Source organism: Streptomyces albospinus, assembly GCF_014648695.1.
Taxonomy (GTDB): domain Bacteria; phylum Actinomycetota; class Actinomycetes; order Streptomycetales; family Streptomycetaceae; genus Streptomyces; species Streptomyces albospinus.
Genome location: NZ_BMRP01000031.1, coordinates 1 through 25,814, shown reverse-complemented (window position 1 = coordinate 25,814; position 25,814 = coordinate 1). Strand labels below are relative to the sequence as shown.

The 25,814-nt window shown below is 72.6% G+C and carries 23 protein-coding genes and 1 pseudogene; 8 read left to right on the top strand and 16 right to left on the bottom strand.

The genetic code is table 11. The features are described 5' to 3' along the window. Nucleotides 1-144: 144 nt before the first annotated feature. Nucleotides 145-2,340: a serine/threonine-protein kinase gene (locus tag IEZ17_RS30470; RefSeq protein ID WP_189305774.1), complete on the bottom strand. Its 2,196-nt coding sequence runs from the start codon at nt 2,338-2,340 to the stop codon at nt 145-147. 248 nt (nt 2,341-2,588) lie between these two features. On the opposite strand from IEZ17_RS30470, the gene IEZ17_RS30465 reads away from it, so the two are divergent. Next, nucleotides 2,589-3,761, top strand: coding sequence for a serine hydrolase domain-containing protein (locus IEZ17_RS30465; protein WP_189305772.1), 1,173 nt, complete (start codon nt 2,589-2,591; stop codon nt 3,759-3,761). Between the two features lie 15 nt (nt 3,762-3,776). Here IEZ17_RS30465 and IEZ17_RS30460 read toward each other — a convergent pair whose 3' ends face one another. Then, a complete protein-coding gene (locus IEZ17_RS30460) occupies nt 3,777-5,483 on the bottom strand; it encodes a glycerol-3-phosphate dehydrogenase/oxidase (RefSeq protein ID WP_189305770.1) in 1,707 nt (568 codons plus the stop codon). Nucleotides 5,484-5,720: 237 nt separating this feature from the next. On the opposite strand from IEZ17_RS30460, the gene IEZ17_RS30455 reads away from it, so the two are divergent. Then, nucleotides 5,721-6,968 (top strand): nucleotide sugar dehydrogenase, encoded by a 1,248-nt coding sequence (locus IEZ17_RS30455; protein ID WP_189305768.1) that lies wholly within the window; start codon nt 5,721-5,723, stop codon nt 6,966-6,968. A 268-nt stretch (nt 6,969-7,236) separates the two neighbouring features. On the opposite strand, the gene IEZ17_RS30450 is transcribed toward IEZ17_RS30455, so the two are convergent. The 4 genes from IEZ17_RS30450 to IEZ17_RS30435 form a co-directional block, all read right to left on the bottom strand. After that, a complete protein-coding gene (locus IEZ17_RS30450) occupies nt 7,237-8,352 on the bottom strand; it encodes a GuaB3 family IMP dehydrogenase-related protein (protein WP_189305766.1) in 1,116 nt (371 codons plus the stop codon). 133 nt (nt 8,353-8,485) lie between these two features. Continuing rightward, nucleotides 8,486-9,988 carry an IMP dehydrogenase gene (gene guaB / locus IEZ17_RS30445; protein WP_189305764.1) on the bottom strand — a complete coding sequence of 501 codons (1,503 nt, stop codon included), beginning with the start codon at nt 9,986-9,988 and terminating at the stop codon, nt 8,486-8,488. Between the two features lie 164 nt (nt 9,989-10,152). Further along, a complete protein-coding gene (locus tag IEZ17_RS30440; protein WP_043264857.1) occupies nt 10,153-10,728 on the bottom strand; it encodes a sigma-70 family RNA polymerase sigma factor in 576 nt (191 codons plus the stop codon). 280 nt (nt 10,729-11,008) lie between these two features. Next, nucleotides 11,009-11,620, bottom strand: a complete 612-nt coding sequence (locus IEZ17_RS30435) for a response regulator transcription factor (RefSeq protein WP_003948568.1) — start codon at nt 11,618-11,620, stop codon at nt 11,009-11,011. A gap of 389 nt (nt 11,621-12,009) precedes the next feature. Between IEZ17_RS30435 and IEZ17_RS30430 the strand changes: the two genes are divergently transcribed. Beyond that, a complete protein-coding gene (locus IEZ17_RS30430) occupies nt 12,010-12,342 on the top strand; it encodes a WhiB family transcriptional regulator (RefSeq protein ID WP_043264858.1) in 333 nt (110 codons plus the stop codon). 136 nt (nt 12,343-12,478) lie between these two features. Here IEZ17_RS30430 and IEZ17_RS30425 read toward each other — a convergent pair whose 3' ends face one another. After that, nucleotides 12,479-13,390 (bottom strand): LysR family transcriptional regulator, encoded by a 912-nt coding sequence (locus IEZ17_RS30425; protein WP_189305760.1) that lies wholly within the window; start codon nt 13,388-13,390, stop codon nt 12,479-12,481. Nucleotides 13,391-13,468: 78 nt separating this feature from the next. Between IEZ17_RS30425 and IEZ17_RS30420 the strand changes: the two genes are divergently transcribed. Continuing rightward, complete coding sequence (locus IEZ17_RS30420) at nt 13,469-14,140, top strand: MOSC domain-containing protein (RefSeq protein WP_189305758.1); 672 nt, start codon at nt 13,469-13,471, stop codon at nt 14,138-14,140. Nucleotides 14,141-14,243: 103 nt separating this feature from the next. On the opposite strand, the gene IEZ17_RS30415 is transcribed toward IEZ17_RS30420, so the two are convergent. Next, complete coding sequence (locus tag IEZ17_RS30415; RefSeq protein ID WP_189305756.1) at nt 14,244-15,017, bottom strand: SDR family NAD(P)-dependent oxidoreductase; 774 nt, start codon at nt 15,015-15,017, stop codon at nt 14,244-14,246. A 210-nt stretch (nt 15,018-15,227) separates the two neighbouring features. Between IEZ17_RS30415 and IEZ17_RS30410 the strand changes: the two genes are divergently transcribed. Next, the gene (locus IEZ17_RS30410) at nt 15,228-16,274 is read left to right on the top strand and encodes a hydroxyacid dehydrogenase (protein WP_189305754.1); all 1,047 of its coding nucleotides are present in this window, start codon (nt 15,228-15,230) and stop codon (nt 16,272-16,274) included. A gap of 120 nt (nt 16,275-16,394) precedes the next feature. On the opposite strand, the gene groL is transcribed toward IEZ17_RS30410, so the two are convergent. Next, nucleotides 16,395-18,020 (bottom strand): chaperonin GroEL, encoded by a 1,626-nt coding sequence (groL, locus tag IEZ17_RS30405; RefSeq protein ID WP_189305751.1) that lies wholly within the window; start codon nt 18,018-18,020, stop codon nt 16,395-16,397. A 136-nt stretch (nt 18,021-18,156) separates the two neighbouring features. Further along, nucleotides 18,157-18,465 (bottom strand): co-chaperone GroES, encoded by a 309-nt coding sequence (groES, locus tag IEZ17_RS30400; RefSeq protein WP_189305749.1) that lies wholly within the window; start codon nt 18,463-18,465, stop codon nt 18,157-18,159. Between the two features lie 409 nt (nt 18,466-18,874). On the opposite strand from groES, the gene IEZ17_RS30395 reads away from it, so the two are divergent. Both IEZ17_RS30395 and IEZ17_RS30390 read left to right on the top strand, forming a co-directional pair. Then, on the top strand, nt 18,875-20,308 hold the full coding sequence (locus IEZ17_RS30395) for an FtsW/RodA/SpoVE family cell cycle protein (protein ID WP_189305846.1): 1,434 nt from the start codon (nt 18,875-18,877) through the stop codon (nt 20,306-20,308). Nucleotides 20,309-20,353: 45 nt separating this feature from the next. After that, nucleotides 20,354-21,541 carry a class I SAM-dependent methyltransferase gene (locus tag IEZ17_RS30390; RefSeq protein WP_189305747.1) on the top strand — a complete coding sequence of 396 codons (1,188 nt, stop codon included), beginning with the start codon at nt 20,354-20,356 and terminating at the stop codon, nt 21,539-21,541. A gap of 10 nt (nt 21,542-21,551) precedes the next feature. On the opposite strand, the gene IEZ17_RS30385 is transcribed toward IEZ17_RS30390, so the two are convergent. The 4 genes from IEZ17_RS30385 to tsaB all read right to left on the bottom strand — a co-directional run bounded on the left by IEZ17_RS30385 (nt 21,552) and on the right by tsaB (nt 24,389). Further along, a complete protein-coding gene (locus IEZ17_RS30385) occupies nt 21,552-21,917 on the bottom strand; it encodes a hypothetical protein (protein WP_189305745.1) in 366 nt (121 codons plus the stop codon). A 71-nt stretch (nt 21,918-21,988) separates the two neighbouring features. Next, nucleotides 21,989-23,119, bottom strand: coding sequence for a tRNA (adenosine(37)-N6)-threonylcarbamoyltransferase complex transferase subunit TsaD (gene tsaD, locus IEZ17_RS30380; protein WP_189305743.1), 1,131 nt, complete (start codon nt 23,117-23,119; stop codon nt 21,989-21,991). 5 nt (nt 23,120-23,124) lie between these two features. Next, nucleotides 23,125-23,733 carry a GNAT family N-acetyltransferase gene (locus IEZ17_RS30375; RefSeq protein ID WP_373299999.1) on the bottom strand — a complete coding sequence of 203 codons (609 nt, stop codon included), beginning with the start codon at nt 23,731-23,733 and terminating at the stop codon, nt 23,125-23,127. Next, nucleotides 23,730-24,389, bottom strand: coding sequence for a tRNA (adenosine(37)-N6)-threonylcarbamoyltransferase complex dimerization subunit type 1 TsaB (gene tsaB / locus IEZ17_RS30370; protein WP_189305741.1), 660 nt, complete (start codon nt 24,387-24,389; stop codon nt 23,730-23,732). The genes IEZ17_RS30375 and tsaB overlap by 4 nt, the downstream gene beginning before the upstream one ends. Before the next feature lie 164 nt (nt 24,390-24,553). Between tsaB and IEZ17_RS30365 the strand changes: the two genes are divergently transcribed. Next, nucleotides 24,554-25,126: a hypothetical protein gene (locus tag IEZ17_RS30365; RefSeq protein ID WP_189305739.1), complete on the top strand. Its 573-nt coding sequence runs from the start codon at nt 24,554-24,556 to the stop codon at nt 25,124-25,126. A 47-nt stretch (nt 25,127-25,173) separates the two neighbouring features. On the opposite strand, the gene IEZ17_RS30360 is transcribed toward IEZ17_RS30365, so the two are convergent. Continuing rightward, on the bottom strand, nt 25,174-25,434 hold the full coding sequence (locus IEZ17_RS30360) for a hypothetical protein (protein ID WP_189305737.1): 261 nt from the start codon (nt 25,432-25,434) through the stop codon (nt 25,174-25,176). Between the two features lie 200 nt (nt 25,435-25,634). Further along, nucleotides 25,635-25,814, bottom strand: a pseudogene (locus IEZ17_RS43115) (hypothetical protein); the annotation flags it as partial.

The window sequence follows — 25,814 nt, the reverse complement described above, 5'->3', positions numbered from 1 at the left end:
GATACGTACGGCTCTGGACTTCTCACGATACGTGGCAGCGCTGACAGTTGAGCCCGCCGGGCCGCACCGCGCGCCGTGTCCGTCCGCACCGGGCCGGGACCGGCCGCGCCGTCCGGGCGGCCGGCCGTGCGCGATCCGTCCGGGTCAGTCCTTCACCGTGAACGTCCGGAAGGCCGTGTCGCGCAGCTGCCGGCACTCCTTCTCGTCCCAGGCGTCCGCCTTGCAGGTGATCATGATGGCGTAGCCGTGCTGGTCGTCGACCCGGAAGCCGCGGTTGAGCACCCGCACCTCCGTGCCGTTCTGCCGGCGGGTGAACGACCAGTCCGCGACGGTCGGGTAGCCCCGCCAGTCGATGGCCTTGATGCCGATGAGGTGGTAGTCCTCGCTGGAGCCTGCCACGCTCGGCTCCAGGCTGCGCCAGGAGGCCGCCGCGTCCTGGCCGGGCTGGTCGTTGAAGTCGATCTGGACGCGCGGGAAGCCGCCCGAGGCGCTGTATATGGCGCCGGAGTTCTCGCCGGCCGTGGCGGTCTGCCGGAAGCCGTCGGGCATGGCCATACGGAAGTGGAACCCGCCGTTGGCGACCTCGGCGAAACCGGCCGGGACCGCGTCGGCGCCCTTGCCGCTCTTGTCGTCCTTGCCTCCCTTGCCGCCCGTGCCGCCCTTGCCGCTCTTGGTGTCGCCCGGGGTGCCGCCCGGCGCCCCGCCCGACTTGGGCGACCCGGCGGCGTCCGGCTCGTCCGTGCCCGGATCCGTGCCCGCGTCGGCCGACCGCGTGGCCGCCTCGCTCGCGGACGCCCCCTTCCCGCGCGGCCCGGCCGCGTTGTCGCTGCTGCTGTTGTCGCCGCTGCTGCTGAACACCAGGGCGAGCACCGTGCCCAGCACCGCGACGACCACGACGACCGCGATGATCAGGGTGCGGCGCGGGACGACGTCGGTGACCGAAGCACGCGGGGCGGCGGGGCGGTTCCCGTCGTCGTCGGGTCTGGACTCCGGGCGGGCCGCGGCAGCCGCGGCGGCGTTCCGTACGGACTTCAGGGCGGCGCGCATCCGCTCCTTGGTGGCCTCCGAGGCGAATCCCAGGCGGGCCGGCGACCGGTCCGCGCCGGACGCGGCCGGGGCCGTGCGCTCCGGATCCTTCGGCCCGGAACCGGGCCGCTCCGGAGCGCCCTTGCCCCGCTGCCCCGAATCGCCCTTCTTCTCCGCCGCGTTCGGCGTCTTCGCCTTCGTCCCGGCGGACGCGGCAGCGCCGGCCGCGCCGCCGGAGCCACCGGAACCGGTCGCCGCGGCGGTCCCCGCGGCGCCGCCGGACTCCACGGCCGCCGCCGTCCCGGCCGCGGCGCCCGCGGGCTTCCCCTTGGGCTTCCGCGGTATCCGCTGCTTGACCGCGCTCTTCGCCGGCTTGGCGGGCTTCGCGGCGTCGGACCGCTCCGACCGCTCCTTGGGCGCCGTGGGCAGCGCCATCGCCCGGGTGGCGTCCGCCGGGGGCTCCGGCTTGGGCTCCGGGGCGTGGATGACGTCCAGCAGCAGCGCCCGCGCGCCGGCGTCGTCCAGGCGGGCCGCCGGGTCCTTGACCAGCAGGCCGTGGATGACGTCCTCCAGCGGCCCGGCGCTCTTGGGCGGCTGGATCGGCTCGGTCATCACGGCCGTGAGCGTGGCGATCGCCGAGCCCTTGTCGTACGGCGGGACGCCCTCCACGCAGGCGTAGAGCAGCCCGCCCAGGGACCACATGTCGGCCGGCGGGCCCGGCTTCTGGCCGCGGGCCCGCTCCGGGGAGATGTACGAGGGCGCGCCGACGAGCATGCCGGTCGAGGTCACCGAGGGGTCGCCCTCGACCTGGGCGATCCCGAAGTCGGTGAGCACGACCCGGCCGTCGTCCGACATCAGGACGTTGGACGGCTTCACATCGCGGTGCAGGATGCCCTGGCCGTGGGCGGCGCGCAGCACGTCGAGCACGGCGAGGCCGACCTCGGCGGTGCGCCGCGGGGTCAGCGGACCGTCGTCGCGGACCACCTCGGCGAGCGAGCGGCCCTCGACGAGCTCCATCACGATCCACGGCCGGTCGTCCTCGTCGACCACGTCGTAGACCGTCACCGCGCCGTTGTTGCGGATCCTGGCGATCGCCTTGGCCTCGCGCAGCGTGCGGGTGATCAGGCGGCGCTTCTCGTCCTCCTCGACCCCGCCGGGGAAGCGCAGTTCCTTGACCGCGACCGTACGGCCCAGGACCTCGTCTTCGGCCCGCCAGACAGTGCCCATACCGCCCCGGCCGAGAACATCGGCGAGCCGGTACCGGCCGGCGAGCAGCCTGCCCTCCTTGCCGTCCATCTCGACCTCGTCGCCCACTGAATCCCCTCTGCAATCCAGCCGAGTTGGCAGCTTCGATTCTCCATCGACGCCAAACTGGCCCAACTCGGACAACCCACCCTGGCAGAGCCTTCATTCTCCCTCATCCGCGGCCATGCGGAAGGCCCGGGTCGGTGCGGAGCAACGCCGCGCACCCGTCATGATGGCCCCGACGACGGGAGTTCTTTTTGGCAAACCGCCCGCCGCGCCCGGGACCACCGGGAACCCGCCACGCGGCGCCCCGCACGATGCTCCGCACTCTCCTGTGCGCCGCCCAGGCTGCCCAGGCCGCCCTGGCCGCACTGGCCCTGACGGCGTGTACCACGTCAGGCACCGTCTCCGATCCGTCCGCGGAGCCATCCCGGCCGTCGGCCACCACGGTGGCCGCACTGCACCGCCTGGTCGCCGACGGGGCGCCCGGCGCCGCTTCGCTGACCACCCGCAACGGCCGGATCGCCGCCTCGCGGTTCGCCACGGCCGGCGTCGCCGATCTGCGCAGCGGCCGGAAGATGGGCCGCCTGGACCACTTCCGCGCGGGCAGTCTCACCAAAACTCTCGTCGCCACGGTGGTCCTGCAACTCGTCGCGGAGCGGAAACTCGCCCTGGACGACGCCGCGGGCGCGCGGCTGCCGGCCGGAGTGCCGGTCACCGGCGCCGGCGGCCACAGCGATCTGCGGCGGGTAACGATCCACCAGCTGCTGGACCACACGAGTGGTTTGTTCAACTACACCGAGGACCCCCGACTCTCCGAACAACTGTACGGCAAGGACTTCCGCGCCCACCGCTACGACCGCTACCCCCCGGCCGAACTGCTGCGGATCGCCCTCGACCATCCGCCGGTGGCCGCCCCGGGCGCCCGCTACTCCTACTCCAACACCAACTACCTGGTGCTCGGCCTGGTCATCAGGGCGGTCACCGGCCACCCGTACGCCGCCGAGGTCAGCCGCCGCATCCTGAGGCCCGCGGGCCTGCACGACACCTCCTTCCCCGGCGAGCGCGCGGCGCTGCCCGCACCGCACGGCCGCGGCTACTCCCGGATCGGCGACCACCGCGTCGACAGCACCTCGCTCAACCCCAGCCGGGCCGGCGCGGCGGGTGAGATGGTCACCACCCTCGGCGACCTCAACCGGTTCTTCGCCGCGCTCCTCGGAGGCCGGCTCCTGGCGCCGCGCCAGATGGCCGAGTTGCGCAGCGAACGGGCCACCGACGGCGTCTACGGCCTCGGCCTGTACGCCACCCGACTCCCCTGCGGCGTCACCGTCTGGGGCCACAACGGCGACATCAACGGCTCGTACGCACAGAGCGCGGGCACCGCCGACGGCCGGCACGTGGTCAGCTACCGGATCAACACCGACACACCGGCCCGCCCCGCCGACGGCACGGCCGTCCTCACCGCGGAGTTCTGCGCGCCCCGCGCCTGACGGGGCGTCCGGGCCCTACAGCGGCACGATGTCCGGCGCGCCCAGCCGCGCCGCATCCGCCGTCAGATCGTCGGGCTGCCGCTGCGATTCGCGCTCCGCCTCGACCCGCTTCCGGTAGTGCGCGATCTCCTTCTCGATCTGGTCGCTGTCCCAGCCGAGCGCCGGCGCCATCAGTTCGGCGGCCTCGCGGCCGCTGCGGGTGCCCCGGTCGAAGGTCTCGATGGAGATCCGGGTCCGCCGGGTCAGCACGTCGTCGAGGTGCCGGGCGCCCTCGTGCGTGCAGGCGTAGACGACCTCGGCCCGCAGGTAGTCGTCCGCGGCGGCCAGCGGCGCGCCCAGCGAAGGATCGGCCACCACCAGCTCCAGCAGCTCCTCCGTGAGCGACCCGTAGCGGTTCAACAGGTGCTCTATACGGGCCACATGCAGCCCGGTCCGCGCCGCCATCCGGGCCCGCGCGTTCCACAGCGCCTTGTAGCCCTCGGCCCCCACCAGCGGCACGTCCTCCGTGACGCACTCCGCGACCCGGGCGTCCAGCCCGTGCACCGCCTCGTCCACGGCGTCCTTGGCCATCACCCGGTACGTGGTGTACTTGCCGCCCGCGACGACCACCAGGCCCGGCACCGGATGCGCGACGGTGTGCTCCCGCGACAGCTTGCTGGTGGCGTCCGACTCCCCGGCCAGCAACGGCCGCAGCCCGGCGTAGACGCCCTCCACGTCATCCCTCGTCAGCGGCGTCGCGAGCACCGCGTTCACATGCTCCAGCAGATAGTCGATATCGGCGCTGGAGGCCGCCGGGTGGGCCTTGTCCAGATCCCAGTCGGTGTCGGTCGTCCCCACGATCCAGTGCCGCCCCCAGGGGATGACGAACAGCACGCTCTTCTCCGTCCGCAGGATCAGCCCGGTCGTCGAATGGATCCGGTCCTTGGGGACGACCAGGTGGATCCCCTTCGACGCCCGGACGTGGAACTGCCCGCGCTCCCCGATCAGCGCCTGGGTGTCATCGGTCCACACCCCGGTCGCGTTGACGACCTGCCGGGCCCGGACCTCGTGCGTCCCGCCGCCCTCGACGTCCTGCACCCGCGCGCCGACCACCCGCTCGCCCTCGCGCAGAAAACCCACCACCCGCGCCCGGTTGGCGACCTTCGCCCCGTAGGCGGCGGCGGTCCGCACGATGGTCGCCACGTACCGGGCGTCGTCCATCTGCGCGTCGTAGTACTGGAGCGCGCCGACCAGCGCGCCCCTCTTCAGGCAGGGCGCCACCCGCAGCGCCTTACGGTGCGACAGATGGCGGTGGACGGGCAGCCCCCGCCCGTGCCCCGACGAGACCGCCATCCCGTCGTACAGCGCCACCCCGGAGCCGGCGTACCAGCGCTCCCAGCCCTTGTGCTGCAACGGGTAGAGGAACGGGACCGGTTTGACCAGATGCGGCGCCAACCGCTCCAGCAGCAGCCCCCGCTCCTTCAGCGCCTCGCGCACCAGCGCGAAGTCCAGCATCTCCAGGTACCGCAGGCCGCCGTGGATGAGCTTGCTCGACCGGCTGGACGTGCCCGAGGCCCAGTCGCGCGCCTCGACCAGCCCGGTGTCCAGCCCCCGGGTCGCCGCGTCCAGTGCCGTACCGGCGCCGACGACTCCGCCGCCGACCACCAGAACGTCCAGTTCCCGTTCTGCCATTTGGGTGAGTGCCTTGGCACGCTGCGCCGGTCCGAGTGTCGCTGTCTTCACCGCTGCCTCCCGCTGTGATCGGAGCCACACCCCCCGTCCGTCGATTCTGTCGGCGCCCGGTGCCGCAAGCCACCCTCCGCTCACATCGGCAACACCCCGCCACCTCGATCCGCCAATACCCATTCTGGGTCAAATATCCGCTTAGTCTATTTATGCCGCTTTAGTCGCAGATGCGCTGGAACGGCATACGTCATGCGCCTACGCACCCCACCGTCGCCAGGGAAGGACGGCAGCAGCATGCCCGCAGACCTCGCCGTCATCGGACTCGGCGCCCTCGGCCTCCCGCTCGCCCAGGCCGCCACCGCCGCCGGCATCGGCACCATCGGCTACGACCCCGACCCCCGCACCGCCGCGCTCCCCGGCACCGACGGGCCGCTGTCCCCCGCCGAGATCCGCCGGCTGCTGTCCGCCGGCTTCCGCACCACCACCGACCCCACCACCCTCGGCCGGGTCCGTACGGCCGTCATCTGCGCCCCCACCCCGCTCGGCGAGGACCGCGCACTGGACCTGTCCGCGGTCACCGACGCGGCCCGCACCCTGGCCGCGCGGCTGCGCCCGCACACCACGGTCATCCTCGAATCCACCGGCTACCCGGGCACCACGGAGGACGTCGTCCGCCCCCTCCTCGAAGAGGGCTCCGGCCTCACCGCGGGCCGCGACTTCCACCTCGCCTGCTCCCCCGCCCGCCACGACCCCGGCAACCGCATCCACCGCTACGGCAACACCCCCAAGGTCATCGGCGGCCTCACCCCCGCCTGCACCGAGGCCGCCGCCGCCTTCTACGGCCGGCTCACCGACAAGGTCGTCCGCGCCCGCGGCCCCCGCGAGGCCGAGACCGCCAAGCTGCTGGAGACCAACTACCGCCACGTCAACATCGCGCTGATGAACGAGATGGCGGTCTTCTGCCACGACATCGGCGTCGACCTCTGGGACGTCATCCGCTGCGCCGAGACCAAGCCGTTCGGCTTCCAGGCCTTCCGCCCCGGCCCCGGAGTCGGCGGCCACGCCGCCCCCATCGACCCCAACTACCTCTCCTACAAAGGCCGTTCACTGGGCCATCCGCTCCGCATGGTGGAGCTCGCCCAGGAGGTCAACGGCCGGATGCCGCGCTATGTCATCCAGCGCTGCGCCACCCTCCTCAACGAACACGGCAAGTCCGCCCGCGGTGCCCGGGTCCTGCTGCTCGGCGTCACCTACAAGCCCGACATCGGCGACCAGGCCGGCTCCCCGGCCCGCGAGGTCGCCTCCCGCCTGATGGAACTGGGCGCGCACCTCACCTACCACGACCCCTACGTCTACGAGTGGAACGTCCTCGACCGCCCGGTCCCACGCGCCGACTCCCTCTACGAGGCCGCCTGTGCCGCCGACCTGACGGTGCTGCTCCAGCCGCACCGCACGTACGACCTCCAGGGCCTGGCGGTCAAGGCCCAGCTCCTCCTCGACACCCGCGGCGCCACCCCCACCGGAGCCGCCCACCGCCTGTAGCCCCACTTCTCCGGAAAGCCGAAAGCCCGGCCGCGCCAAGGCACAACCGGGCTTCTCACTTCCCCCACCGGGGCGGGGTCCGCGCACCGGCGGGAGGGGGCGGACCGGAGGGGGTGGGTGTTCGGACGTAAAGCGCAGCAGTCCGAACACCCACCCCCGGAGGGCTGCACCCGCAACCCACCACACACCGGGGCCAACCCCGACACCCCCTCCCGCCGAAGGCGGGAAACGGCAACCCGCGCGGCGGGAAAGCCAAAAACGTGGGCGGCTACCGCCGGGGCGCCACCGTGACCTCCACCCGCTGGAACTCCTTCAGCTCGGAGTAGCCGGTGGTCGCCATCGCGCGCCGCAGCGCGCCGAAGAAGTTCATCGACCCGTCCGGCGTCGTCGAGGGACCGCACAGGATCTCCTCGGTCGTACCGACCGCGCCGAGGTCCATCCGCTTGCCGCGCGGCACGTCCTGGTGGACGGCCTCCATGCCCCAGTGGTGGCCGCGGCCGGGCGCGTCCGTCGCACGGGCCAGCGGCGAGCCCATCATCACCGCGTCCGCGCCGCAGGCGATCGCCTTCGGGAGGTCGCCGGAGAAGCCCACGCCGCCGTCCGCGATGACGTGCACATACCGGCCGCCGGACTCGTCCATGTAGTCCCGGCGCGCCGCCGCGACATCGGCCACCGCGGTCGCCATCGGCACCTGGATGCCCAGGACGTTGCGGGTGGTGTGCGCGGCCCCGCCGCCGAAACCGACCAGCACACCGGCCGCGCCGGTACGCATCAGGTGCAGCGCCGCGGTGTACGTGGCGCAGCCGCCGACGATGACCGGCACGTCCAGCTCGTAGATGAACTGCTTCAGGTTCAGCGGCTCGGCGGCGCTCGACACGTGCTCGGCCGAGACCGTCGTCCCGCGGATCACGAAGATGTCCACGCCCGCGTCCACGACCGCCTTGGAGAACTGCGCGGTGCGCTGCGGCGAGAGTGCGGCGGCGGTGACGACACCGGCGTCCCGCACCTCCTTGATCCGCTGCCCGATCAGCTCTTCCTTGATCGGCGCGGCGTAGATCTCCTGGAGCCGCCTGGTGGCGGTGGCGCCGTCCAGCTCCGCGATCTCCGCGAGCAGCGGCTCGGGGTCCTCGTACCGGGTCCAGAGCCCTTCGAGGTTGAGCACGCCGAGGCCGCCCAGCTCGCCGATGCGGATAGCGGTCTGCGGGGAGACCACAGAGTCCATCGGAGCCGCCAGGAACGGCAGCTCGAAGCGGTAGGCATCGATCTGCCAGGCGATCGAGACCTCCTTCGGGTCGCGGGTGCGACGACTGGGTACGACGGCGATGTCGTCGAATGCGTATGCCCGGCGGCCACGCTTGCCGCGTCCGATCTCGATCTCAGTCACGTGTTCTGCCTTCCTACGGAATACGCCCCCAGTATCCCCGACCGGGGACACAGGGGGCGCATCAGCGTCTCACTCCACCGCCCGCGCCCGCATCACGTCCACGACGCGGACGGCGCGGACGGGCGCTACCGGCTCAGCCCCGGGCGTAGTTGGGCGCCTCGGTGACCATGTGGACGTCGTGCGGGTGGCTCTCCTTGAGGCCCGCGGCGGTGATCCGCACGAAGCGGCCCTTCTCCTTGAGCTCGGGGATGTCGGCGGAGCCGACGTAGCCCATGGAGGCGCGCAGACCGCCGACGAGCTGGTGGGCGACCGAGGACAGCGGGCCGCGGTAGGGCACCTGGCCCTCGATGCCCTCCGGGACCAGCTTGTCCTCGGAGAGGACGTTGTCCTGGAAGTAGCGGTCCTTGGAGTACGAGCGGCCCTGGCCGCGCGACTGCATCGCGCCCAGCGAGCCCATGCCCCGGTACGACTTGAACTGCTTGCCGTTGATGAAGACCATCTCGCCCGGCGACTCCTCGCACCCGGCGAGCAGCGAGCCCAGCATCACGGTGTCCGCGCCGGCCGCGATCGCCTTGGCGATGTCGCCGGAGAACTGGAGGCCGCCGTCGCCGATCAGCGGCACATCCGCCGCGTGGCACGCCTGCGCGGCCTCGTAGATCGCGGTGACCTGCGGCACGCCGATGCCCGCGACGACCCGCGTGGTGCAGATCGAGCCGGGGCCGACGCCGACCTTCACCCCGTCGACACCCGCGTCGATCAGCGCCTGGGCACCGTCCCGGGTGGCGACGTTGCCGCCGACGACATCGACGTTGATGTTGGACTTGACCTTGGCGATCATGTCGAGGATGCCGCGGCTGTGGCCGTGCGCGCTGTCGATGACCAGGAAGTCCGCCCCGGCCCCCACCAGCGCCTGCGCCCGGTCGTACGCCGCGTCGCCGACGCCCACCGCGGCACCGACGACCAGCCGGCCCTCGGCGTCCTTGGCCGCGTTCGGGTACTTCTCCGCCTTGACGAAGTCCTTGACGGTGATCAGGCCCTTGAGCACACCCGCGTCGTCGACCAGCGGCAGCTTCTCGATCTTGTGGCGGCGCAGCAGCTCGATGGCGTCGTCACCGGAGATGCCGACCTTGCCGGTGACCAGCGGCATCGGCGTCATGACCTCGCGGACCTGACGGCTGCGGTCCATCTCGAAGGCCATGTCGCGGTTGGTCACGATGCCCAGCAGCTTGCCCGCGGCATCGGTGACCGGCACCCCGCTGATCCGGAACTTGGCGCACAGCGCGTCCGCCTCGGCGAGCGCGGCGTCCGGCCGGACCGTGATCGGGTCGGTGACCATGCCCGACTCGGAGCGCTTGACCAGGTCGACCTGGTTGGCCTGGTCCTCGATCGAGAGGTTGCGGTGCAGCACGCCCGCGCCGCCCTGGCGCGCCATCGCGATCGCCATCCGCGCCTCGGTGACCTTGTCCATCGCGGCGGACAGCAGCGGGATGTTCACGCTGACGTTCCGCGAGACCCGGGAGGCGGTGTTCACCGCGTTGGGCAGCACCTCCGACGCACCGGGCAGCAGCAGCACGTCGTCGTATGTCAGTCCGAGCATGGCGAATTTGGCGGGCATACCGTCGACGTTGTCACTCATGACACCTTCCCCAATGCTCTTGCCTCAGCGCGGACTCCCATGCTAACGGCCTTGTGGGGTGTCCCAATCCACGACGGATGAGGGGCTCATCACTCGTACGTTCCTACGGCGACATCCCGCCATATGGCACGGCGTTGGCCGGGAGACGACGGCCCGCGGCCCGGTCACTGCTCGGCGAGCGCCCGCAGCCTGCTCAGCGCCCGGTGCTGGGCGACCCGCACCGCGCCGGGCGACATCCCCAGCATCTGCCCGGTCTCCTCGGCGGTCAGCCCGACGGCGACCCGCAGCAGGACCAGCTCCCGCTGGTTCTCCGGCAGATTGGCCAGCAGCTTCTTGGCCCACTCGGCGTCGCTGCTCAGCAGCGCCCGCTCCTCGGGGCCCAGGGAATCGTCCGGCTGCTCGGGCATCTCGTCCGACGGCACGGCCGTACTGCCCGGGTGCCGCATCGCGGCCCGCTGGAGGTCGGCGACCTTGTGCCCGGCGATCGCGAAGACGAACGCCTCGAAGGGCTTTCCGGTGTCGCGGTAGCGGGGCAGTGCGCAGAGCACCGCGACACAGACTTCCTGCGCCAGATCCTCGACGAAGTGCCGGGCGTCACCCGGCAGCCGGGACAGCCGGGTGCGGCAGTAGCGCAGGGCGAGCGGATGCACATGGGCCAGCAGATCGTGCGTGGCCCGCTGGTCGCCCTCGACGGCGCGTGCGACGAGAGCGCCGATCTCCTGCTTCCCGTCATCGCGCATCGGTCCATGGTGCCTTGGCGCCGAACGATCATCGGCATCAGGTCCATGCTTGTGCACTGAAGCGTTATGCGCGGCAGGTGCGCCGGTAGTCATCTCCTGCGCCCTCCCCTCGTGCCCGACCGACCCGTCCCCGAGGAACTCCATGCCTCAAGGATGCGGCACCGCGCGGGGAATCGGGCCGCCGCGGGACCCGAGCGGCGTGCGGGGCACCTTGCCGCCCCGCCCGCCACAGGGCGGGCGGGGATCTTCAATCCCCCGCATCGCTGCACGTCACCACACCTCAGCGGACCAGTCCCCAGCGGAAACCGAGCGCCACCGCGTGAGCTCGGTCGGAGGCGCCGAGTTTCTTGAAAAGCCGCCGTGCGTGCGTCTTGACGGTGTCCTCCGAGAGAAACAGCTCACGTCCGATCTCCGCGTTGGAGCGGCCGTGGCTCATGCCCTCCAGCACCTGGATCTCGCGGGCCGTGAGCGTCGGCGCGGCACCCATCTCGGCGGACCGCAGCCGGCGTGGGGCGAGCCGCCACGTCGGATCGGCCAGCGCCTGGGTCACCGTCGCCCGCAGCTCGGCGCGCGAGGCGTCCTTGTGCAGATACCCGCGGGCGCCGGCGGCGACGGCGAGCGCGACGCCGTCCAGGTCCTCGGCGACCGTGAGCATGATGATCCGGGCACCGGGGTCGGCGGACAGCAGCCGGCGCACGGTCTCGACACCGCCGAGACCGGGCATCCGGACGTCCATCAGAATCAGGTCCGAGCGATCCGCCCCCCAGCGGCGGAGGACTTCCTCGCCGTTGGCCGCGGTCGTCACGCGCTCGACGCCGGGCACGGTTGCCACCGCCCGACGAAGCGCCTCTCGGGCAAGCGGGGAGTCGTCGCAGACGAGGACGGATGTCATGACTGACCTCCGCGGCTCTCGCAGCTGATGCGCGTCACCTTGAGCCTCCAGGCTGGTACGTATCGTCACCTGTGCGATTGACGGCCTCGGACACCTGCCCGAGGGCTACCTCTGTCAACCGCCTCCGCACACTCAACGACGGTCACTCGAAAGAGTTACGGCTTCGGCGACCGAGTTCAGCACGCTCCGTGAGGAGCCGGATACGCAGGCGACCCAGTAGGCGACCGGCATCCACGCGTGCACCCTATGCCCTATTTGGCTCTCTTTCTTCCATTTTCGCGTTGACTATGACTAGATTCGCAATGAGTCATATTTACATCTACTTCGACAGTAGATGTACGGTCGTGAGCACCGAGCCCGAAACAGCATCGCTTTCGAGGGGACAAGCAATGGCAGATTTCTCCCGCCTCCCGGGCCCGAACGCAGACCTCTGGGACTGGCAGCTGCTGGCCGCCTGCCGCGGTGTCGACAGCTCGCTCTTCTTCCACCCCGAGGGCGAGCGCGGAGCGGCCCGCAGCGCGCGTGAGACATCGGCGAAGGAGGTCTGCATGCGCTGCCCCGTGCGGGCGCAGTGCGCGGCGCATGCGCTGGCCGTACGTGAGCCCTACGGGGTCTGGGGCGGCCTCACCGAGGACGAACGCGAGGAGCTCATGGGCCGGGCACGCCACCGACTGGTTCCCGCGACCTCGCTGCCCGGCCACGCGAGCATGCCCGGCGCCTGACCGCCACAGCGGACGGTCACCGAAGAAACGATCCTGCATCCGCACCGCACCGCACCGCCACTGCCCCGCGCCGCTCCGGTCCGTGCTGCCGCTGCGCAGCCCCCTGTGACGCGCCGCCCTTCCCGGGCCCGCGCGGTCAGCGCCCCGCGGCGTCCGCCAGCTGGTCGAGCATCGCGCCGACCGCGGGCACCTGCGCGAGATCCGGCAGCGTGAGCGCGACGATCTCGCGGTGCACGGCCGGCTCCAGCCGCACCGCCGTGGCCCCCTTGGGCCGTACCGACGCCAGTGTCAGCTCGGGCAGCGCGGCCACCCCCAGGCCCGCCCCGACCAGCCCGATCACCGCCGGATAGTCGTCGGTCGCGAAATCGATGCGCGGGGTGAAGCCGGCGCTCTCACAGACCTCGACGAGATGCGTGCGGCAGCGCGGGCAGCCCGCGATCCAGGGCTCGCCGGCCAGGTCGGCGAAGCACGCACTGCCGGCCTTCGCCAGCCGGTGGCCGTCCGGCACCAGCCCGACCAGCCGGTCCGACAGGATCGGCCGGACCACCAGGTCCTCCCACTCCGCCCCGGCCGCCGGGTCCGCACCGCGCACCTCGGGATAGCGGAAGGCCAGCGCGATCTCGCAGTCGCCGCCGCGCAGCAGCTCGATCGAGCGCGGCGGCTCGGCCTCGTCCAGCGAGACCCGGATGCCCGGGTGGGCGGCGCGCATCTTGGCGAGGGCGGTCGGCACCAGCGTCGAGCTGCCCGACGGGAACGACACCAGCCGCACCCGGCCCGCGCGCAGACCCGCGATCGCCGCGACCTCCTCCTCGGCGGCGGTGAGCCCGGCCAGGATGCCGACGGCGTGCCGTACGAGCGCCTGGCCCGCCTGCGTCAGCCGCATCTCGCGGCCCGCGCGCACCAGCAGGGGCGTGCCCGCGGACTGCTCCAGGGCCTTCATCTGCTGGCTGACGGCCGGCTGCGTGCAGCCCAGCTCCCGCGCGGCGGCGGAGAACGAGCCGGTCCTGGCGACGGCGCGCAGCACTCGGAGATGGCGGGCTTCGATCACGCCTCAAGCATAAGCGAATCTTGGATAGACCGGGAAAAATTGGGTGCATCCTTTGCCCTGGTGGCTTACCGTGCGGGCATGGAGGCGAAGCTGCTGACCGTGAACCTGGGGCGGGCCACCCCGTCCGCGTACACCTCCGCCGAGGGCGGTACGGGCATCGACAAACGCCCCGTGGACGGTCCGGTGGCGGTCGCCGCCCCCGGCCCCAAGGGCAGCGGCGGAAGCGGCCTGGCGGGTGACGCGGTGGTCGACCTGCGCCATCACGGCGGCGACGACCAGGCCGTCTACGCCTACGCCCGCGAGGACCTCGACGACTGGCAGCGCGCGCTGGGCCGCGAGCTGGCCAACGGCGCCTTCGGCGAGAACCTCACCACCTCCGGCCTCGACGTCAGCGGCGCCCGGATCGGCGAACGCTGGCGGGTGGGGCCGGAGTTGCTGCTGGAGGTGACCTCGCCGCGGATCCCCTGCCGGACGTTCCAGGGGCGGCTCGGCGAGCGCGGCTGGATCAAGCGGTTCACGGAGGCCGCGGTGCCCGGCGCGTATCTGCGGGTGCTGGAAGCGGGCGAGATCCGCGCCGGGGACACCGTGGAGGTGGTGCACCGCCCGGACCACGAGGTGACCCTCGTGATGATGTTCCGCGCCCTGACCACCCGGCGCGAGCTGCTGCCGCTCCTGCTGGAGGCGGGCGCGGCGCTGCCCGGGGAGGTCCGGGAGGCGGCGGTGAAGTACCGGGGGCGGACGGGCAGTTGAGGGAGCGCCGACGGAGGGGCGCGGGGGCCGGGCGAACGACGGGACGCGGCGGACGCGGCCCCGGGGCCCGTTCGACGGGTCGGGGCAGAGGCGGGGCCGGGTCCTAGCGCGGACCGTACTTCCGGCCGGTGCGGGAGGTCAGACCGCCCAGGACGCCGCGCGGGGCGAGCTTCACCGCGCCCATCAGGGCCTTGTAGCGCGGGTCCGGGATGGACAGGGACTTGCCGCGCGCCAGGTCCTTCATGGCCGCGTCCACCAGCTTGTCCGCGTCCAGCCACATCCAGCCCGGGATGTTGTCCGTCCCCATCCCGGCCCGCTGGTGGAACTCGGTCCGCACGAAGCCGGGGCACAGCGCCATCAGCCGCACCCCGCTGCCCGCCAGGTCGCGGGCGGCGCCCTGGGTGAACTGCACGACCCACGCCTTGCTCGCGCCGTACGTGCCGCGCGGGACGAAGGCCGCCACGGACGCCACATTGACGACGGCGCCGCGCCGGCGGTCGCGCATACCGCGCACCCCGGCCGTGGTCAGCCGCAGCACCGCCTCGCAGTGCACCTTCAGCATCGTCAGCTCGTCGGCCATCGGGACTTCGAGGTATTCGCCCTTGTTGCCGAAGCCGGCGTTGTTGACCAGGAGATCCACCGGGTGCCTGGTGTCGCCGAGCCGCGCCTCGACGGCGGCGATACCGTCCTCGGTCGACAGATCGGCGCTCAGCACCTCCGCCTCGATGCCGTGCAGGTCGTGCAGTTCGGTGGCCTGCTCCCGAAGCCGCTTCTCGTCGCGGGCCACCAGCACCACGCTGTGGCCGTCGCTCGCGAGCCGGCGGGCGAATGCGGCGCCGATGCCGGCCGTCGCTCCTGTGATCAGTGCAGTCGTCATACCGGAACGGTATCCGGGTCGGGGCGGCCGGTGGCCATTCCCCGGTGGGGGGTTCACCCGCCGTCGCGGCCGGAGTTCACCGCCGGCGGGCGGCCGGCGGGGGTCGGCGGGGCCGCCCCGGGGTAGTCCCCACCCACCGGACGGAACCCCTGCGGCAGCGCCGGCCCCACCGGTCCGGCCACCGCCCGACCAAGGAGCACCGGTCACCCCATGCGCCCCGCCACGGACACCTCCCGCACCGCCGCCCGCCGCCCGGCCCTGCTGCTGTCCATGGGCCCGGGTGTCGCCGAGCGGCTGCTCGACGACCGGCACCACACACGGCTCGACGCCCTCGCCCGTACGGACTCCCGCCTCGTGGCGCACCGGTTGGCCGACCCCGCGCCCGGCGTCGCCGCGGCCCTCGCCGAGGCGGAGGTGCTGCTCACCTGCTGGGGCGCGCCGCCGCTCACCGAGGACGTACTGGCCGCGGCCCCACGGCTGCGGGCCGTCGTGCACGCGGCCGGATCGGTCAAGCACCACATCACCGACGCCTGCTGGGCCCGGGGCATCGCGGTCGCCTCCGCCGCCGCGGTCAACGCGCTGCCGGTCGCCGAATACACCCTCGCCGCCGTGCTGTTCGCCAACAAGCGCGTGCTGCACGCGGCCCACCGCTACCGCGCCCTGCGCACCGCGCACGACTGGCCGCGGGAGCTGGCCGGCGCCGGCAACTACCGCCGCACCGTGGGAATCATCGGCGCCTCCCACATCGGCCGCCGGGTGATCGAGCTGCTGCGCCCCTTCGCACTGCGGGTGCTGCTGTACGACCCGTTCGTGGACGGCGCGGAGGCGGACCGGCTCGGTGTGGTGGCGGCACCGCTGGACGAGGTGTGCGCCGGGAGCGACGTCGTCAGCGTGCACGCCCCCGCGCTGCCCGCCACCCGGCATCTGATCGGCGCCCGCGAACTCGCCCTGATGCCCGACGGCGCCACGCTCATCAACACCGCGCGCGGCTCGCTGGTCGACGAGGCGGCCCTGCTCCCCGAGCTGCGCAGCGGGCGGCTCGCCGCCGTACTGGACGTCACCGAGCCCGAACTCCCGCCCCCGGACTCGCCGTTGTACGAGCTGCCGAACGTGCTGCTGACCCCGCACGTCGCCGGTTCGCTGGGCGGCGAGCTGCACCGGATGGCCGATCACGCGCTGGACGAGCTGGAGCGGTACGCGAGGGGACTCCCGTTCGCCGACCCCGTACGGCCGGAGGGGCTGGCGCACTCGGCCTGACGGCCCGGCGGCCCGCTGCGCCGCGGCCGGCGGCTCGACCCCACGGCCCCACGGCCGAGGCCCGGCCCCGCGGTGGCGGGACCGGGCCTCGGTGGGAGCTGACGCGTAAGCGGTCAGGGGTCAGTGCGCGTGGCCGTGACCGTGACCGTGGTCGCCGGCCTCCTCCTCTTCCTTCTTCTCGACGACCAGGGTCTCGGTCGTCAGCAGCAGGGAGGCGATGGAGGCGGCGTTCTCCAGGGCGGAGCGGGTGACCTTGACCGGGTCGATGACGCCGGCCTTGACCAGGTCGCCGAACTCGCCGGTCGCGGCGTTGAAGCCGTTGCCCTTGTCCAGCTCGGCGACCTTCGAGGTGATGACGTAGCCCTCAAGGCCGGCGTTCTCGGCGATCCAGCGCAGCGGCTCGACCGCGGCGCGGCGGACCACGGCGACACCGGTGGCCTCGTCGCCGTCCTTGCCGAGGTTGCCGTCCAGCACCTTGACGGCGTGGACGAGCGCGGAGCCACCACCGGAGACGATGCCCTCCTCGACCGCGGCGCGGGTCGCGGAGATGGCGTCCTCCAGGCGGTGCTTCTTCTCCTTGAGCTCGACCTCGGTCGCGGCACCGACGCGGATGACGCAGACGCCGCCGGCGAGCTTGGCGAGGCGCTCCTGGAGCTTCTCGCGGTCCCAGTCGGAGTCGGTGGTCTCGATCTCCGCCTTGATCTGGGCGACGCGGCCCGCGACGTCCCCGGAGTTGCCGCCGCCATCGACGATGGTGGTGTCGTCCTTGGTGACGGTCACGCGGCGGGCGGTGCCCAGCACGTCCAGACCGGCCTGGTCGAGCTTGAGGCCGACCTCCTCGGCGATGACGGTGGCACCGGTGAGGGTGGCCATGTCGCCGAGCATCGCCTTGCGGCGGTCGCCGAAGCCGGGGGCCTTGACGGCCACCGCGTTGAAGGTGCCGCGGATCTTGTTGACGACCAGGGTCGACAGGGCCTCGCCCTCGACGTCCTCGGCGATGATCAGCAGCGGCTTGGAGGCACCGCCCTGGATGACCTTCTCCAGCAGCGGCAGCAGGTCCTGGATCGAGGAGATCTTGCCCTGGTGGATCAGGATGTACGGGTCGTCGAGGACGGCCTCCATACGCTCCTGGTCGGTGACCATGTACGGCGAGAGGTAGCCCTTGTCGAAGGCCATGCCCTCGGTGAAGTCGAGCTCCAGGCCGAAGGTGTTGGACTCCTCGACGGTGATGACACCGTCCTTGCCGACCTTGTCCATCGCCTCGGCGATCAGCTCGCCGACCTGCTGGTCCTGCGCGGACAGCGCGGCGACGGCGGCGATGTCGGTCTTGTCCTCGATCGGGCGGGCGGTGGCAAGCAGGTCGTCGGAGACGGCCTTGACCGCGGCGTCGATGCCCTTCTTCAGGGCGGCCGGGGAGGCGCCGGCGGCGACGTTGCGCAGACCCTCGCGGACCAGCGCCTGGGCCAGCACGGTGGCGGTGGTGGTGCCGTCACCCGCGATGTCGTTGGTCTTGGTCGCCACCTCCTTGACGAGCTGGGCGCCCAGGTTCTCGTACGGGTCCTCGACCTCGACCTCGCGGGCGATGGTGACACCGTCGTTGGTGATGGTCGGGGCGCCGAACTTCTTGTCGATGACGACGTTGCGGCCCTTGGGGCCGATGGTCACCTTGACCGTGTCGGCCAGCTTGTTGACACCGCGCTCAAGGGCGCGACGGGCGTCCTCGTCGAACTTCAGGATCTTCGCCATGGATGCTTCAAGTCCTCTCGTAGCGATCGTCGGCCTCGCCGCCGTGACCGCTCTCGCTCAAATGAACTGCGCCCCTGCCCCGGGTCGGTGAGAACACGGGCACCAGGGGCGCAGATCAGGGCAAAACTGGGGTGACTTACTTCTCGATGATCGCGAGCACGTCGCGAGCCGAGAGAACGAGGTACTCGTCGCCTTCGTACTTCACCTCGGTGCCGCCGTACTTGCTGTAGAGCACGACGTCGCCGACCTTGACGTCGAGCGGCAGGCGCTCGCCGTTCTCGAAGCGGCCCGGACCGACGGCGAGGACGGCGCCCTCCTGGGGCTTCTCCTTCGCGGTGTCCGGGATGACCAGGCCCGAGGCCGTGGTCTGCTCGGCGTCGAGCGGCTGGACCACGATGCGGTCCTCAAGCGGCTTGATGGCAACCTTGGAGCTGGTGGTCGTCACGATCCGACCTCCCCCTTCGGAGATCTCACGGGGTTAACTGTCTGAGGTGGCGACCAGGTGGATCCGTCGTCGCGGGTGCCGGACCTGCCCGTCGCTGTGTTGGCACTCCCCAGTGGAGAGTGCCAACGCTGAGACTATGACGCCGTTAGCACTCGGTCAAGCGGAGTGCCAGCGCGCCGGGGACGCGTACCGTGTCCCTGTCGACGGCCGCCGGGTGGACTCGGACACACCTTGCTGTTCCGCTGCAACCAGGCCCGGCGATGCCCCGTCTAGCTCCCCGGACCGCTGACAACCGGGCCAAGACCCGGCCGCACCGCGGCCCTGACCATCGATGGCGGAGGAAAGTGTGCGTGGACTGACCAGCGCCCCCCAGGATTCCGGGGGCCCGGAAAGCGACGCCGAGCGCACCATGACGTTCGCCGCGCTCGCCCAGGCCCCGAACCGCCGGAGAACCGAGGCCTGGCTGCTCGGCTTCGTCGTCCTGATCACCGTCTTCGGCTACGGCTACACCGAGCTGTCGATGAAGGACACGCTGCCCGCCGGGCTGGCCGGCTTCGCGGTGAGCATGTTCTTCATCGCGCTGGTCCCGCACCTGGTCGTCCGGCGCTTCGCGCCGCGCGCCGATCCGCTGATCCTGCCGCTGTCGACGCTGCTCACCGGCATCGGCCTGGTGCTGCTGCACCGGCTGGACATCACGTACGCGGAGAAGCCGCGGCTGAAGATCGGGCAGGCGGCCACCGGGCAGCTGGTGTGGACGGTCATCGGGGTCGCGGTCTGCATCGTGATCCTGATGGTGCTGCGCGACCACCGGATCCTCCAGCGCTACATCTATCTGACGATGGTGGTCGCGCTGGTGCTGCTGATGGCGCCGGCCTTCTTCGGCGCGGACATGTACGGCGCCAAGCGCTGGATCCTGCTGGGGCCGCTGTCGCTCCAGCCCGGCGAGTTCGTGAAGATCATGATCGTGGTGTTCTTCGCGGGGTATCTCACGGTCAACCGCGACGCGCTGGCGCTGTCCGGGCGCCGGGTCATGGGCATGCAGCTGCCGCCCGGCCGGCAGCTCGGGCCGATCTTCACGATCTGGGTGATCAGCCTGCTGGTGCTGGTCTTCGAGCGCGACCTGGGCACCTCGCTGATCTTCTTCGGCGTCTTCGTGATCATGCTCTACATGGCCACCGAGCGCACCAGCTGGGTGCTCTGCGGCCTGCTCATGGCCGTGGTCGGCGCCGGCGTCGTCGGCTCCACCGAGCCGCACGTCAAGGGCCGTGTGATGGCCTGGCTGCACCCGATGGACATCTTCCTGCCGGCGGACAAGCGCCCGCCGGGCCTGATCTCCGACCAGGCCGCGCAGGCGCTGTTCAGCTTCGGCAGCGGCGGCATCGGCGGCACGGGCCTGGGCCAGGGCCACCCCGAGCTGATCGGCTTCGCCGGCAACAGCGACTTCATCCTCACCACCGTCGGCGAGGAGCTGGGGCTGGCCGGAGTGATGGCCGTCCTGCTGCTGTACGCACTGCTCGCCCAGCGCGGGCTGCGGGTGGGCCTGACCGCCCGCGACCCGTTCGGCAAGCTGCTGGCGGTCGGGCTCTCCGGGGCCCTGCTGCTCCAGGTCTTCGTCGTCACCGGCGGCGTCACCGGCCTGATCCCGCTCACCGGCAAGGCGCTGCCGTTCCTCGCCAAGGGCGGCTCGTCGCTGGTCGCGAACTGGGTGATGGTGGCGGTGCTGCTGCGGGTCAGCGACAGCGCCCAGCGGCGGCGCGAGCCGGTCCGCCCGGCGCCCGAGCGCCCGGCCGCGGACGCGACCCAGCGGGTGCGCCGGATCACCGGCGGCGAGCCCGAGGCCTAGGGCCGGAAGCGGGCCCGGCCCACGGGCTGGACCACAATGGTGCAGATGACCGACCTCGACACCTTCGCCGCGCTGCTCACCCCCGAGGGGCGGGCGCTGCTGGACGAACTGCGGCACCTCGACGCCGCGGACGAGCTGACCGCCGCGACCCGGCTGCGCCGCGACCATCCCGCGCCGCTGGTCTCCGCCGCCATCGGGCAGGCGCAGCTGCGGCGCCGGGCGGCGGCGAAGTTCGGTGCGGACGCCCAGCGGATGTACTTCACGCCCAACGGCGTCGAGCAGTCCACCCGCACCTCCGTCGCCGCGCACCGCGCCGCCCGGCTCGCCGGACTCGGCGTCCGTACGCTGGCCGACCTGTGCTGCGGCATCGGCGGCGACGCGCTGGCGCTGGCCCGGGCCGGAATCCGGGTACTGGCCGTCGACCGCGACCCGCTGGCCTGCGCGGCGGCCCGGGCGAACGCCGAGGCACTGGGGCTCGCGGAGCTGATCGAGGTGCGCTGCGCGGAGGTGACGGAGGTGGACACGGCCGGGTACGACGCGGTGTTCGTCGACCCGGCCCGGCGGAGCAGGCCACGCGGTGGCCGGATCTTCGACCCGGAGGCGTACTCCCCGCCGCTGTCGTGGGCCGTCGAGGCGGCCCGTACGGCGCCGTACGCGGCGCTGAAGATCGCGCCCGGTGTGCCGCACGAGGCGCTGCCCGAGGACGCGGAGACGGAGTGGATCTCCGACGCCGGCGACGTGAAGGAGGCCGTCCTGTGGTTCGGGGCGGGCACCGGCGGCGGCCGGCGGGCCACACTGCTGCCCTCGGGGGCGTCGCTGCTGGGCGCCGGACTGCCGGACCCTGAGCCGGGCCCGGTCGGCGGCTGGCTCTACGAGCCGGACGGCGCGGTGATCCGGGCGCATCTGGTCGCCGACGTCGCCCAGGAGGTCGGCGGGCGGCTGATCGACCCGACGATCGCGTATGTGACGGCGGATCAGCTGGTGCCGACGCGGTACGCGACCGCGTACGCGATCACCGATGTGCTGCCGTTCAACGTGAAGAAGCTGAAGGCGCTGCTGCGGGAGCGCGGGGTCGGCGTCGCGGTGATCAAGAAGCGCGGGTCCGCCGTGGAGCCCGAGGAGCTGCGCAGGAAGCTGAAGCTGGGCGGGCCGCACTCCTGCACGGTCTTCCTGACCCGGGTCGCGGGGGCGCCCACGATGCTGCTGGGGCACCCCGCGGCGGACGCCGCCTGACGCAGGCCGTTCAGGCCAGGTCGGTCAGGTCCTCGGCATAGACCTGGGAGAGCGGCTGCGGGCCCACGTACTGCTGGCAGGTGCACTGGCCGGCCTCGTACTGGACCGGCTCGTGGTGCGCGTCCCAGGCGACGGGCACCTGCACCAGCTCGTGGCACTTGCCCTTCTTGTCATGCTTGGCGAGGTGGTGAGTGCAGCCGCACACCGGCTCCGGCGGCTTCTGCGCGGCGGCCAGCTCGTGCCGCTCCTGGCGGGCGGTCTCCAGTCGCTCCATCTTGCGCTCGTGGCGCGTGCGCAGGGCCGTGCGCGCGGTGTCGGCCACCTTCGCGAAGCCGCCCGCCATGAAGAAGATGAAGACCCACCAGAACCAGTCCACAGCCTGCCGCCTCCCCGCGCCCGCACCTGTGCTGCTGCCCAGGGTAAGACCTGCGCCGGGCGGTGCCGCCGTCAGGAGTAGAGGTTGCCCTTGCTCAGCTCGTGAAAGTGATCATGATCATGTCCGCGGCCGTGCGCGTGCGGGTCCGGGACATGGGTCTCGGTGACCGGAAGCGAGGAGTCCGCGGACAGGTCCCAGGCGGACGCCGGGCGGTTGCGCGCCACCATCTCCGCGCCGAGGGCCGCGACCATCGCGCCGTTGTCGGTGCACAGCTTGGGCCGCGGAACCCGCAGCCGGATGCCCGCGTCCTCGCAGCGGCGCTGGGCCATCGCCCGCAGCCGGGAGTTGGCCGCGACCCCGCCACCGATCATCAGGTGGTCCACGCCGTTGTCCTTGCAGGCGCGGACGGCCTTACGGGTCAGCACATCGACGACCGCCTCCTGGAAGGACGCCGAGACGTCCGCCACCGGCACCTCCTCGCCGGCCGCCCGCTTGGCCTCGATCCAGCGGGCCACCGCGGTCTTCAGGCCGGAGAAGGAGAAGTCGTAGCGCGGGTCGCGGGGGCCGGTCAGCCCGCGCGGGAAGCGGATCGCCTCCGGGTCGCCCTCGCGGGCCCAGCGGTCGATGACCGGGCCGCCGGGGAAACCGAGGTTCAGCACCCGCGCCACCTTGTCGAACGCCTCGCCCGCCGCGTCGTCGATCGTCGAGCCCAGCGGCCGTACGTCGGAGGTGATGTCCGGGGCCAGCAGGAGGGAGGAGTGGCCGCCGGAGACCAGCAGCGCCATGGTCGGCTCCGGCAGCGGGCCGTGCTCCAGCTGGTCGACGCAGATGTGCGAGGCGAGGTGGTTGACGCCGTACAGCGGCTTGCCGAGGGCGTAGGCGTACGCCTTGGCGGCCGAGACGCCGACCAGCAGCGCGCCCGCCAGGCCGGGGCCCGCGGTGACCGCGATGCCGTCCAGGTCGCTCGCCGCGATCCCGGCGTCCTTCAGTGCGCGCTGGATGGTGGGGACCATCGCCTCCAGGTGTGCCCGGGAGGCCACCTCCGGCACCACACCGCCGAAGCGGGCGTGCTCGTCGACGCTGGAGGCGACCGCGTCCGCGAGGAGGGTGTGGCCGCGGACGATGCCGACACCGGTCTCGTCGCAGGAGGTCTCGATGCCGAGGACGAGCGGTCCGCCGCGTGCGTCAGCTGGGTCAGCCATGGTTCTCAAGTTCCTTGTACGGAGGGTGCTTCGGAGGAGGTCTGGGTGGTGCGACGCATCACCAGGGCGTCGACGTTGCCGGGCTGGTAGTAGCCACGGCGGAAGCCGATCGGCTCGAAGCCGAAGCGCTCGTAGAGGCGCCTCGCGCGAGCGTTGTCGACCCGCACCTCCAGCAGCACCTCGTGGCACTCGAAGTCGGTGGCGGCGCCGAGGAGTTCGGACAGCAGCCGGGCGCCGAGGCCGGTGCCCCACTGGTCGCGGGCGGTGGCGATGGTCTGGATGTCGCCGGTGCCGTCGATGGCGGCCAGCCCGCCGTAGCCGACGATCCGGCCGCCCCGCCCGTCGCCCGACCACCCCTCACCGGCACCGCTGCGCGGCGGCACCGCCAGCTCGGCGACCAGGTAGCGGCGGGTGGCCAGCGGCCCGCGCGCGTGCGCCAGCTCGGACCAGAACATGCCGGGCGACCACGCGTCCTCGGGGAAGAGGACGCGCTCCAGCTCCAGCACCGGCTCCAGGTCCCACCAGCGCATCTCGCGCAGCACGACGGGTGACGGGGTGCCGCCGCGCAGCGGTGCCGGTGAGGGGCGGTTGTCGGGCGACGGACGGGCGCTCAACGGGGTGTGACCACCTTGTAGTTGGCCGGCACCTGGGCGTCCGGGCGGCGCAGGTACAGCGGTCGCGGCGGCAGCAGCTCCTCGCCCGCGGCCAGCTTCCGCGCGGCCAGCCCGGCGAGCGCGGCGGCGGACTGGTGCTCCGGCCCGTCGCGGCGTACGCCGGTGAACACGGTGTCGTAGAGCAGCGCGCCGGCGCCCACGGCCGGGACGCCGGCCACCTCGTCGGCGATCTCGGCGGGGCGGTCCACGGCGGGCTCGGTCAGCCGGGTGTGCGCATCCGCGTATCTGGCCCAGTAGACCTCCTTGCGGCGGGCGTCGGTGGCCACGACGAAGGGCTCGGTCAGGCCGGAGGCGTAGGCGATGCCGTCCAGCGAGCACAGGCCGTGGACGGGCACGTCCAGCGCCGCCCCGAAGGTCGCGGCGGTCACCAGCCCCACCCGCAGTCCGGTGTACGGGCCGGGGCCCACGCCGACGACGATGTCGCTGACCGCGTCGAGCTTCAGGCCGGCCTCGGCCAGCACCCGGTCGACGGCGGGCAGCAGCAGCTCGCCGTGCCGGCGGGCATCCACCTCGGCGGCGGCGGCGAGGACGCGGGAGCCGTCGTGGAGCGCGACCGTGACGGCGGGGGTGGCGGTGTCAAGAGCTAGCAACAGCACGTCCTCAAGACTACGGCGCGGCCGGCGGTGCCCGGTGCGGTGCTACCGTCGACCCCCAGCCAGCACAGCCGGCGCAGCAAGCACAGCCAGCGCAGCAAGCGCAGCAAGCACAGCCAGCAGCCTCCCCGCCCGCGGCCGGGAGCGTACGGAAAGGTGGCACCGCGGTGCCCGCTAAGAGCAGCACGATCGTCACCGCGCTCACCGCAGCCGCCCTGGTCGCCATCGGCGTGCTCGGCTACCAGGCGTCCGCCTCCGCGTCCGCCCCGCTGACCGCGGTGCGCGGCGACGGCCCCGCCACCGACCGCAAGCCGCCGGCCCACGACCAGGCCGGCAAGAAGGAGCCGGGCCCCGCCCCGGCCCCGGTCCCGGCGGCGTCCGGCACCGGCAAGCGGGTCGTCTACGGGCTCGGCGCCAAGCGGGTCTGGCTGGTCGGTGCGGACGGCAAGGCGCAGCGGACCTTCCCGGTGACGCCGAGCACGGTGAGCCCGGCCCCGGGCGCGTACGCGGTGACCTCGCGGTCGGTGAGCGTGACCGGCTCGGACGGGGTGGCGATCGAGCACGTGGTGCGGTTCGCCACCGTCAACGGGGTGGTCGTCGGCTTCAGTGCGGCGGTCGACGGCTCCACGCCGGCGCCGGACGGCGCGAAGAAGACCGGCGGCATCCGGGAGTCGCGGGACGACGGCAAGGCGCTGTGGGACTTCGCGCTGCGCGGCGCGAAGATCGTCGTGGTGTCCTGAGACGTCCGTCCCCGGGAGCCCGGCTCCCGGAGCTTCGCCCCTACGGGCTACGCCGCATCGCGCCCCGGGGTGGACGCGCCGCCCGAGGGTCCGGTACCGCTGTCCGTTCCGCCGGTCTCGCCTTTTTCGCGCGCCTCGACCGCCTCGTCCCGTTCGGCGGCGCGGGTCTCCTCCGCGGCGCCGGGCGGTGTGGAGACGGCGCTGGCCGCGGCGCACGCCGCGAGCAGTTCGGTCATCGTCGGCGGCGTCTTCCGCGCGTCCTGCTCGGCGCGCCCGGCCGCCTGGGCTACGGGCTGGTGGGGGGACATGGACGCCTCCCGGGCTTTTGGGGCAAGCGACTGAGGTTAGGCTGTACTTAGGCACACCTAACCAGGGCTCTCCCACCCATGTGACCATGTCCGGCACCGCGCGCGCAACATCATGCCGACGGCTTGTCGGAAACTACCGGTCGCGGGACCCGGTCCGGGGCCCGGCGGCCCTCGCGACGGCTCCCGTCAACGGGCCCCGGTCAGCAGAGCTCCAGCTCCGGCAGCCCGGCGTCCGCCCAGCGCGCGCCCAGGCCGGTGACCGTCACCTCGCGCACGTCGTCCACGTCGTCCTCGGGATGGCCGTCGGCCCGCCCGTCGCCCGACCGCCACCCCTCATCGAGGCTCCCCCGGACTCCGTCCGGGGGGACCCCCATCGCGCC

Bases quoted from the DNA above. Each gene is read 5' to 3' on its own strand.
- IEZ17_RS30435 (WP_003948568.1), bottom strand. From the start codon at position 11,620: ATGACATCCGTCCTCGTCTGCGACGACTCCCCGCTTGCCCGAGAGGCG.
- IEZ17_RS30415 (WP_189305756.1), bottom strand. From the start codon at position 15,017: ATGACGACTGCACTGATCACAGGAGCGACGGCCGGCATCGGCGCCGCA.
- IEZ17_RS30410 (WP_189305754.1), top strand. From the start codon at position 15,228: ATGCGCCCCGCCACGGACACCTCCCGCACCGCCGCCCGCCGCCCGGCC.
- groL (WP_189305751.1), bottom strand. From the start codon at position 18,020: ATGGCGAAGATCCTGAAGTTCGACGAGGACGCCCGTCGCGCCCTTGAG.
- guaB (WP_189305764.1), bottom strand. From the start codon at position 9,988: ATGAGTGACAACGTCGACGGTATGCCCGCCAAATTCGCCATGCTCGGA.
- IEZ17_RS30440 (WP_043264857.1), bottom strand. From the start codon at position 10,728: ATGCGCGATGACGGGAAGCAGGAGATCGGCGCTCTCGTCGCACGCGCC.
- IEZ17_RS30430 (WP_043264858.1), top strand. From the start codon at position 12,010: ATGGCAGATTTCTCCCGCCTCCCGGGCCCGAACGCAGACCTCTGGGAC.
- IEZ17_RS30395 (WP_189305846.1), top strand. From the start codon at position 18,875: ATGACGTTCGCCGCGCTCGCCCAGGCCCCGAACCGCCGGAGAACCGAG.
- IEZ17_RS30420 (WP_189305758.1), top strand. From the start codon at position 13,469: ATGGAGGCGAAGCTGCTGACCGTGAACCTGGGGCGGGCCACCCCGTCC.
- IEZ17_RS30465 (WP_189305772.1), top strand. From the start codon at position 2,589: ATGCTCCGCACTCTCCTGTGCGCCGCCCAGGCTGCCCAGGCCGCCCTG.
- tsaD (WP_189305743.1), bottom strand. From the start codon at position 23,119: ATGGCTGACCCAGCTGACGCACGCGGCGGACCGCTCGTCCTCGGCATC.
- IEZ17_RS30390 (WP_189305747.1), top strand. From the start codon at position 20,354: ATGACCGACCTCGACACCTTCGCCGCGCTGCTCACCCCCGAGGGGCGG.
- IEZ17_RS30455 (WP_189305768.1), top strand. From the start codon at position 5,721: ATGCCCGCAGACCTCGCCGTCATCGGACTCGGCGCCCTCGGCCTCCCG.
- IEZ17_RS30360 (WP_189305737.1), bottom strand. From the start codon at position 25,434: ATGTCCCCCCACCAGCCCGTAGCCCAGGCGGCCGGGCGCGCCGAGCAG.